General features: G+C 37.3%; 10 protein-coding genes. 9 read left to right on the top strand and 1 reads right to left on the bottom strand.

What is annotated here, in order from left to right; all coding sequences use genetic code 11:
- From AC4PL9_RS14840 to AC4PL9_RS14805, 8 genes are all read left to right on the top strand, one after another.
- Positions 1-665, top strand: a 665-nt coding sequence (locus AC4PL9_RS14840; RefSeq protein WP_491605535.1) for a DUF2817 domain-containing protein, incomplete at its 5' end; no start/stop codon positions are given.
- 146 nt (positions 666-811) lie between these two features.
- On the top strand, positions 812-1,300 hold the full coding sequence (locus AC4PL9_RS14835; protein ID WP_491605534.1) for a hypothetical protein: 489 nt from the start codon (positions 812-814) through the stop codon (positions 1,298-1,300).
- 44 nt (positions 1,301-1,344) lie between these two features.
- Positions 1,345-1,722, top strand: coding sequence for a VOC family protein (locus tag AC4PL9_RS14830; RefSeq protein WP_491605533.1), 378 nt, complete (start codon positions 1,345-1,347; stop codon positions 1,720-1,722).
- A gap of 67 nt (positions 1,723-1,789) precedes the next feature.
- The gene (locus AC4PL9_RS14825; RefSeq protein WP_491605532.1) at positions 1,790-2,131 is read left to right on the top strand and encodes a hypothetical protein; all 342 of its coding nucleotides are present in this window, start codon (positions 1,790-1,792) and stop codon (positions 2,129-2,131) included.
- Entirely contained in the window at positions 2,124-3,233 is a 1,110-nt protein-coding gene (locus tag AC4PL9_RS14820; protein WP_491605531.1) for a T9SS type A sorting domain-containing protein, read from the top strand. The genes AC4PL9_RS14825 and AC4PL9_RS14820 overlap by 8 nt, the downstream gene beginning before the upstream one ends.
- A gap of 181 nt (positions 3,234-3,414) precedes the next feature.
- Positions 3,415-4,389: a hypothetical protein gene (locus AC4PL9_RS14815; protein ID WP_491605530.1), complete on the top strand. Its 975-nt coding sequence runs from the start codon at positions 3,415-3,417 to the stop codon at positions 4,387-4,389.
- A complete protein-coding gene (locus tag AC4PL9_RS14810; protein WP_491605529.1) occupies positions 4,376-5,536 on the top strand; it encodes a hypothetical protein in 1,161 nt (386 codons plus the stop codon). The genes AC4PL9_RS14815 and AC4PL9_RS14810 overlap by 14 nt, the downstream gene beginning before the upstream one ends.
- Before the next feature lie 164 nt (positions 5,537-5,700).
- Positions 5,701-6,486, top strand: coding sequence for a class I SAM-dependent methyltransferase (locus AC4PL9_RS14805; protein ID WP_491605528.1), 786 nt, complete (start codon positions 5,701-5,703; stop codon positions 6,484-6,486).
- A gap of 9 nt (positions 6,487-6,495) precedes the next feature.
- Here the strand turns inward: AC4PL9_RS14805 and AC4PL9_RS14800 are convergent, their stop codons facing one another.
- Positions 6,496-9,138 (bottom strand): DEAD/DEAH box helicase family protein, encoded by a 2,643-nt coding sequence (locus tag AC4PL9_RS14800; protein ID WP_491605527.1) that lies wholly within the window; start codon positions 9,136-9,138, stop codon positions 6,496-6,498.
- Positions 9,139-9,284: 146 nt separating this feature from the next.
- Between AC4PL9_RS14800 and AC4PL9_RS14795 the strand changes: the two genes are divergently transcribed.
- Positions 9,285-9,660: hypothetical protein (locus tag AC4PL9_RS14795; RefSeq protein ID WP_491605526.1), on the top strand; the 376-nt coding region annotated here is incomplete at its 3' end.

Genomic DNA, 9,660 nt, shown 5'->3' with positions numbered 1-9,660 from the left:
AAAGAATTCTACCGAAGAATAAAGTGGAAGGAAGCAAGATTCTTATTTTGAGTGGTGTACATGGTTCTGAAACAGCAAGTGTATATGCGATTCCCGAAATTATGAAAAAGATCCGGTCGGAGAACTGGCAAAAAGAGTTTCATTTTGAAATCATTTATGCACTAAACCCTGTGGGGTTGATGCGATTTAACCGTTTTAACGAGTGTAACTGTGATATTAACAGAGATTTTATTCTTTTTAAGACCACCCAATCCAAATTGCTCCGGGATTTGGTCCAAAAAGAGCAGTATGATTATGCTCTGGATTTGCATGAAGGGCCGTACGGCGGACATTATTTCATTAATAAAACAACTATTTCCGGTTTTGATGAAGAGGTGGTACAGGCTCTGAAAAAAGAAAATATTCCGATCTCACCCATGCTTACCAACAGATTGAAGGATTTTTTGTTTCAATATGAGTTGGATAACTCCTGGACAAAAATTAATCAGATTATGCCGTTTGATAATTACCTGAAATCGCAGGGAGTTGAAAATATTTTATCAGAGAGTAATGGTCTGTCAGATAATTTTGACAGACGAATAAGAGGACACGTAATCGTGTTTGAAAAATTGATGGAAGGCTTGAAAAATAACAGTTTTACAACTGGACGAATACTGAAACCGTAGGATATGCCAATTCACAAGTTCCTATGTTTTTATCGCAAAACGGGATGGAAAATCGACTCTATTGTGTATGAAATAAGGTAGCCTAATTCCCTCTCAGGATTTTTGTAATGTTGTATATTTAGCTGATTGTTTTTGTAGGTTGTAACATGACGGATCAAGAGAAATTAGAAAAAATCAGGAGGAAAAGTATATTCATTTCATATCTGGTAGGTGTCTCATCCGGACTGGTTGTGGTAGTGACAATATTAGGACTTTCGACTATTGTCCCAACCGAATTACTTGTCCTGACAGGTGGAATGTTCATTTTGTTTGGAAAAGCGACAGCAGGCCTCCTTATTTCATTTTTAATTGCACTTTGGTATGCAGGGAAAAAGATCCCGGAAGATCTACTAAACAGAGGGAGTGTTACTGATGCGTCATTTAGGTATTCTTTACGGGTTAATGTGATTATATGGACCGTTTTTACGGTTGTTATCGGCTTATTCTACATACCAATAGTCAAATGGAGCTTTCTTATTCTTTTAGTCTTTCCTTTCGTTGTAGGAGTGCTCATCACAACTTTTTCTATAGGATTACTAATTTGTTATTGGGTACAACAAACAACTAATCGTTTACTAAGAGAGGAATTGGAGTAAATAGGTTAAATTCTGGTTATTAATAATTTAAAACGGGTAATAAAATGAAAAGAGTAACAGGTTTGGGAGGTATCTTTTTCAAATGCAAAGATCCTCAGAAAATGACAGAATGGTATCAAAAACACCTTGGTTTGAATACGAATCCCTACGGGGCTGTTTTTGAGTGGTACGAAAATTCTGATTCGACAGAAAAGAGCGAAACGCAGTGGACACCCTTTCCGGAAACAACTGACTATTTTGCTCCTTCATCAAAAGATTTTATGATGAACTACCGGGTTGAAAATCTGGAAATGCTGGTAGAAGAGTTGAAAAAAGAGGGGGTAGCTATAGTGGATGAGATCGAAACTTATGATTATGGAAAGTTTGTGCACATTCTGGATGCCGAAGGGAATAAAGTTGAGCTGTGGGAACCACCTGCCTGAATCGGGGAATAACTTGTAATTGACTTTTTGTACTACATTTGTGAAGCGTTAAAAACCTGATTCAACTATGAAAAGACAAGTTATATTTCTTTCGAGTATTATAACTTTTTGCATATCCTGTTCAAAACAAACCGATATCAGAGGAGTATTTGTGAATGATAATTCCGAAGAACTGGTAATTGATTGTGATTACAAGATTTCTTCAACCGTTTTAGGGACTCAACCTATGATGCCGGAAAACGGAGATAAAATCGAGCTCAATACACAGAATCTTGGTCAGGAGAAAATAACCTTATCTTTTCAGTGGAATGATATCTTATTTCCTTTTGCTGAGTGGAATTCATCCGATGATGAAATTCGGGTAGGAGAAGCCATTTATAAGCGAAAAGATTTTAAAACGTGTGAATAATAGAGCAATGAACTACCTGTATGGTTTCCTGATCTTTTTTTTACTTCCTCTGTTGGGGAGTGGACAATTGCAGCTTGTCACCCCGCTTCAGGGGGTTATTTTTGAGTCTTCGGGATTGATTACTTTACAAGGAAAGTTAATCACCCATAATGATTCAGGAGGGTATCCGGCCTTATATGAGCTGGATAGTATTACAGGAGCAGTTACCCGTTCTGTGTTTATCATAAATGCAACGAACAGAGATTGGGAAGATATTTGCCACGATGGCACGTATATTTACATTGCTGACTTCGGAAATAATGCAGGGTCAAGAACGGATTTGAGAATTTACAGGATAGCTGTTGCCGATTACTTTTCAACCCCGGATAATACGGTGAGTGCCGATACTATCAATTTTTCTTATGCAGACCAAACGGATTTTACCCCCGGTTCTTTTTCAACGAATTTTGACGCAGAGGCACTCATTACTGGGAATGACAGTCTTTATATTTTTACGAAAAACTGGGGAAACGGATGGACAAATATATACGCATTACCCAAACTTCCGGGAACTTATCAAACAACACGAATAGACAGTATAAATACACAGGGACTGGTGACCGGAGCCGTATATGATTCCACAAATAATCGTATTACCCTTTCGGGGTATACGTACACGGATCCTTTTCTGGTAGAAATAAGTGATTTTTCCTTCAGCGAATTTTCCAGTGGTACGATAGACCGGTTGGTTATACCTCCTCCGGAAGGTTTTTCGATTCAGGTAGAAGGGATAACCACATTTCAATCGGGTTATTATTTGACGGCAGAGGTCAATACTACAGGAGAGGCAGCATTATATCGATTAGACCGATCACTGCTTTCATCGGATGATAATACATTGAGCCATTGCAGTGTCTACCCGAACCCGGCAACTTCTTTTATCCGTGTACATTGCGCTAATTTTTCAACAGCAGAACTATATGATATACAAGGAGTTTTACAGAAAACATCCGATCAGAAACAGATTGATATTTCCGGCTTCAGAAAAGGAATCTACCTGCTGATCGTTAAGAATAAAGCAGGAAAAGAAATTTTGTCTGAGAAAGTAATTATTGATTACTAAGTTCTGTCTTTTCAATATCCAACTTATCAAAAATAAATTGTAGAATAGAAATAAGTATCTATTAGTCTGTGTGTTAGTGGTGTTTTTTGGTTTTATGACTGAAAAATGAAGTCATAAGAAAAATATAGTTTTGATATACTTCGTATCTTTATCATTCATCATAAAAACTAAGAATAATTGTATGCGAGGTGTAGTAGTTCTCTCTTTTTTGTTTCTTTTTTTTACTGGTTATACACAGGAAATTACTGTAAAGGATAGCTTACTGGTTATACAGAAGAATCCTGAGAAGGGATTTCAGCACGATTATATTTTGTTTATCCCCGAGGGAACACCTGTGAATAAATTGACTTGTTTACTGGTGGAACCTAATAACACCGGCAGACCCTCTGATAGTATTGAAGTACATAAACGGGCAGCAATAGATTTGGCAGCAGTCAGTTCAGTAGGAAATAATATTTCCACGATGCTAAAAATCCCTCTGTTGGTTCCCATTTTTCCACGACCGGCCTCTCAAGTTCTTGTATACACACATGCATTGGACAGAGATGTGATGGTAAGAGCAACCGGAGAGCTGGAACGATTGGATTTACAACTGATAGGAATGATTGAGGATGCTCGTAATCGTTTAGCAACAATGCAAATTGAAACCGAAGAAAAAGTGCTTATGAACGGCTTCTCGGCATCCGCTACATTTACCAATCGCTTTTCATACATTCACCCGGAGCGGGTTAAAGCACTGGCTATGGGTGGTTTTAATGGAGAACTAATGCTTCCGCAGGAAACAATAAATGGTGTTAAACTAAATTATCCTTTGGGGATCAATGATTTTTATAAATTGTTCGGAAAAAAGTTTGACAGAAAAGCTTATGCAACTATTCCACAGTTTATATATATGGGAAAACTGGATGAAAATGATGCCGTTCAGTTTGATGATGCCTACAGCAATAAAGAACGGAAAATTATCAATACTAATCTGGGTAGAGAGGTACAGGAACGGTATGTAAAATGCCAGTCCATCTATCGAGAAAATGAGGTACAGGTGATTTTTTCTACTTATGAAGAAGTGGGACATTGGACAACATCAGAAGTCAATTTTGAAGTAATCAAATTCTTTTTTAATCAGATACAGCCCAAATCAAGTGGTGAAAATCAATAAACTTATTTGCATTTTACTGGTCATTATACACGTTTCCTGCCTGGCACAAGATCAGGAGAACGAGAAGGTTTATATGTCTGTCTCCCCGGCTGTCGATACCTCGGATAAGGGAATTACAGAGCTAATTCACGTGGTTTCTGAATTCCTTCGTACTAAAAATGAGAGTTTAACTTCTCATCCTTCCTGGTTGCAAGCTGATTTTGAGAGATATGTTGTTCCTTACAAAGATATTTTTAAGATCGAGCAGAGCAGGTGGGGAAACAATCATTTTCGCCCGACGTTGATGGAGGTTATTACACTCTCTTCAAACGAAAAAATAGCTAAAATAGGCTTTGTGGGATACAATAGTGAAAGCAGAGAGAATGTCATTCGGGCCATTTATAACATGCTTGCTATTCGGATGAATGGAGTCTGGAAATTAAAAAGACTGACTGATTATTGTACAAAAGACTGGTCTGTTTTTACAGAAGGGAGCATTACGTATCATATCCCGAAGGGAAAAACGCCGGATCATCAGGAAATAGCCCGGCAAAAAGAGGTCATTCGTGAGATATGTTTATTTTTTGAGACGCCTGAAATTCCAATCACCTATTATTCTTGTAAATCCCTGAAACAAATTTTTGAAATCAAAGGCTTCGATTACCTGCCCAATATGTATTTTGACACGATAGGAGGGATGGTAGATCCGGGTAACATTGTGTATTCGGGGAATGATTCCGAATACTATATACACGAGATTATGCATGTATATAGTACTACATTATTTCCTTCTTTATCACCTTTTTTAAATGAAGGGCTGGCGACCTATGCAGGAGGAAGCGGACTGGACAATTACGCAAAGAACAGGGAATATTTCAAACTATATATACAGGAAAATAGTATACAACTTGCTGAACACCTGGAACCCTATGAAAAACTCTTTATGAGAAACGGGACTCCTGTACCCTATATGATAGGGGCAGTAATATGCGAAAGAGTGTTTCGGATAGGTGGAAAGGAGGGGTTGATTGGTTTATTGCGTTCAGAGAAAAAGTTGTGGGAGACTCTGAATACGTATGGTTTTACCCGAGAGAATCTGTCCGCCGAAATCAAGAAAGAGATGGAACTCCCCGGTACATGGCTATTAGAAAAAAACATCGCTGACTGACGGAAATAGTATATTAAAAAAGAAGATAGAATTTCCAGGCTTATATGTAAAACATCAATTTTCCTGATTGAACAAGATAGGTATATAAGAATATGCTGTAAATCAGGTTTTTGTTTCCAACCTTCCTTTGCATCTTTCCGTTTATCGGCATAAAAGCCCGTAAAATGAGAATAATCCAAACCGCTGAGAGAGTGTCGAATGAAGATATGTCAGATAACTATGTCTATCAAAGGTCATTGCTAGCCTATGTCGAGGTTGCAGGAATCGTTTCGGGGAACGTACTGGAAATTGGGACGGGTAGTGGATATGGAGTTGAAATGATTGCAAAACTGACGGAAAAATTTGTTACAATAGACAAAACAAAAGTCACAAGGGATTATCCTGAGCGCGATGGTGTCAATTATCTGAGGATGAAAGTTCCGCCTTTGACAAATATTCCAGATAACAGTTTTGATTTTGTGATTTCATTTCAGGTCATTGAACACATAAAGAAAGATGCAGGCTTTATTGCCGAAGTCCACAGAGTATTGAAGGACGGCGGAAAGCTGATCATCAGCACACCTAATAAGATCATGTCATTGACCAGAAATCCCTGGCATGTCAGAGAATATACGAAGGAAGAGTTTACAGTCCTGCTTCAGTCACATTTTGATCCGATCAGGGAATTAGGCGTATATGGAAATGAGAGGGCGATGACCTATTACAATATGAATAAGCGAGCTGTCCGGAGAATTACCCGGTATGATATATTCCGGCTTCAATATCGCTGTCCGGCAGCACTACTTCGCGTTCCATACGATATAATGAACAGAGTCAACCGGAGAAAATTGCTAAAATCGTGTAATTCATCAGGAATGTTAGATCTTTCACTGACCGATTTTTACCTTGATACTGCTACCGATAGGTGTCTTGACTTGTTTTATATCGCTGAAAAAACGGTTGGAAATTAATCTCAGAGGTTATCTCCATTTATTAACATGTTCAGTTTGATCATCCAGTTGTGTCGCAAGAGATTTCATCCGGGATTTTAAAAGTAGTTTCCTTCCTTCAATTGTTCGGGTAAAAATAAGCTCACAACTACCTACCATTTTGTCCCATTGTAGCTTGAAATATTCTGCCAGTGATTTATTTCTTCCCAGGATTTCAGGTACAGAATGGTAGTCTGTTTGTTGTATCAGAAGCATAAATTTACTTTTTCTGAGTAATACATACCGGGGATTATTTACAGGTTTCACAATTTCATGCAGCGCATTGATAAAAGCTGATTTTTCAAATGTTGTTCCTCCCTCCAGGTGACAATATACTGCACCGTATTCGTCAAAAGAAGTTACAACTTCTAACAGGGAATGTTCAGTGTGGATGACTTTTGTTTTTAGTAGTGAGTTTAATAAGGCTTTACCTATATTATCAATGTCTTTTGAAATATCACGGTACTTGATGTACAGCTTCAATGCTTTAAGAGTGTTTTTACCAAAGAGAATAATCCCGATTACTCCTACCGCGATTAATATGTTATAAAGATCCTGAAGAGTCCTTATTTTGCCAGAGTTTTTACCTACAGCATGAATAATCACTTCAAGAAAAGTCAAAACTCCGGAAGATAGTGTGGCAACAAAATTAGCAAGGGTTTTATTGAGGTACATGGATTTTGTTCGTTGGTAACTCCTTTCTTCTGAGAAAGGAATCTTTATCTCTTCAATTAGTGTGGTTCCTCCTTCTAAGGCTTTTTGCCAATTAGACTTTAGGTTTTCCCGTTTTGAAGCAAATTCGAACATCTTTGCATTAGCAGTTTCAATTCCTTCTTTTGAGGAAATATTGTTTGACAGACGTAAACGGTTAATACCATTTTCTATTGAAGGAGGAGAATCAAAGGAGATTCCCACAAAACTTCTGAATCGTCTTTTTAATAATTCATAATCATCTCCTCCGGAAGGAGTTGTAGAATCAATACAGGCAATATGCCAGATATTTCCTGTTTTTTCAGAGTTATTCTTTTGCGTTCTTATAGCTCTCCCTCGCATTTGATTAGAAAGGACAAAAGATCCGACAAAGCTGGCTAGAATAAGAGAATTGATTGCGGGAGCATCCCATCCTTCACCAAGTAATGCTTTTGTTCCGATAAGGATTTGAATTTCACCTGATTGAAAAACCTCTGTTACAATATGAACGATCGCATGTTTAAGATCTTCAGTCGGATGAATCAAAAGGTAATTGTCGTCAAAGGGAACTGCTGAAAAAGAAATATCTTTCGGCGCAGCTTTTTCTTTGAATATAGGTAGTGCCGTTTTAGGAATAATAACAAGAGAACCGGTTAATACTCCTATTTTTTTGTTTTTGATATTCTGACGCCGGAGTTTTTCGAAAATTGGCATAACACCAATTTTATTTAGTTCTAGGTTGTTTTCAGGGGTATTTACGAAGAACTCTTTACGTATGTAATCCGTAAGTATGACTAGACGCAAATCACTTCCTAATTGATTATACTCAAAGTCAGCGATCTCTTTGATACCATTTAGTTTACTAATACTTGTTGTAAGAGATTCAGTTACTTTTCTGTTGTGTGAAAAGTTAATCTGACGTCTTTCTATAGCTCCGTGTCTCTTTAGTTTGTTTTCTATAGTGTCTTTATGGACAGTATAATCATTAAAATACTCTTTATCTTTATACAGGTAAAATTCAAGTAAGGTAGTTAACCAGTTATAATCAAGTGGGGGTAAGGAGAGCTTTTTGTCACCGATTACTTCCAGATGTTCTTTAGAAACCTCAATAGAATTGGAATGAAGGAATATGAGACAGGAAGAGTAGTAAGATAAGTTGTTGTAAATCCAGTCCAGATTCTTGAGAGGAGTTCGCCAAATAGGATGATTGGTAATGGCTTCTACAAGTGTTGTATCTGTACTGATTTCCAGGTATAACTTATTTATGGTTTGCCTGAATTGCGTTATTTTCTCATTTTCTTTTTCTGTTGGAAGTGTTAAGTATACATAATCCTGATGCGGACATAAATCATTTTCAAGGATCAGTTCAGGAACTGATATTTCAGTATCGACAGGACCGTTCATATCCATATATCGTTGCCATTCTGCTCCTGTAACATCATAAGGAGGAGTGGCTGTCAGACCTACGATAACTGAATCAAGACTATTTTTTATTTTCGTTAGGGATTGCCACCATTCATTTTTTAGATGATGTGCTTCATCTACTACAATCGTTTGCGTATTTTGAGCTTTTAACCCGTCGATAATTTTTTCTACATCCTTTTTACAGGCAGCATGAAGTGCCTGATAAGTTATAACCGTCATAAATTTCGGATTCCTGATATCTCTTGAAATCCAGTCCGGGGTAGTTGATGACTGGAGAAATAATTCACAGAATCGTTGAATCCACTGGTTTCGAATAGATATAGTAGGTGCTAAAATAAGAGTAGGTTTATTTAATTGTAACGCGACTTGTAACCCCAAAACAGTTTTTCCTGAACCCGGAGGCGCTATAACGTGAAGGTGTTTGTCTGTCAAATGATGTTGTAATTCATCCAATACACGCTGTTGGTAGCTTCTCCATTTATATTTAAATTTTATGTTTTCAGGGTATACTGTTATCATGCTTTCGGGAAGTTATTTAGCGTAAACAAGACTGAAATATCTGATTACATACGGTGCAAATAATTGTTATTTTTGTAGTTTCAGCCCAAATATAGAACTTGTATCAGTATTTTCATACCAAAGAGAAAGACCATAAACATGAAAGTTTGATTGTAAAACTTCTTCTGTTTGTTTTTATTCCTGTTATGGTAATCCCCACTATTATTGTAAGTCTACAGCGTAAATCTGTTTACTTTCTTGAAAAAGAGTATTTTGAAATTCATACCCTGTCTTATTCGGGCATAATCACGAAAAAACTGGAGGAGAAGAGTACCGGTAGAACAGGGTATATTGTATTGAATACGGAATGGTTTGAGAGAAAGGTGCCGTTCTATATCTATCGTGAAATCGAAGAAGGAGACTCCCTTGTTAAATTACCCTATTGCGATTCTGAGTGGTATATAAAACAAAACGGAGAAAGAATAGAACGCGATTTGAATTCCTTCTCCAGAGAAAAGTATTTTAGTAAGTTATGTGAGGAAT

It is taken from the genome of Wandonia sp., from assembly GCF_984588085.1.
This window is presented reverse-complemented; position numbering and strand designations above follow the sequence as displayed.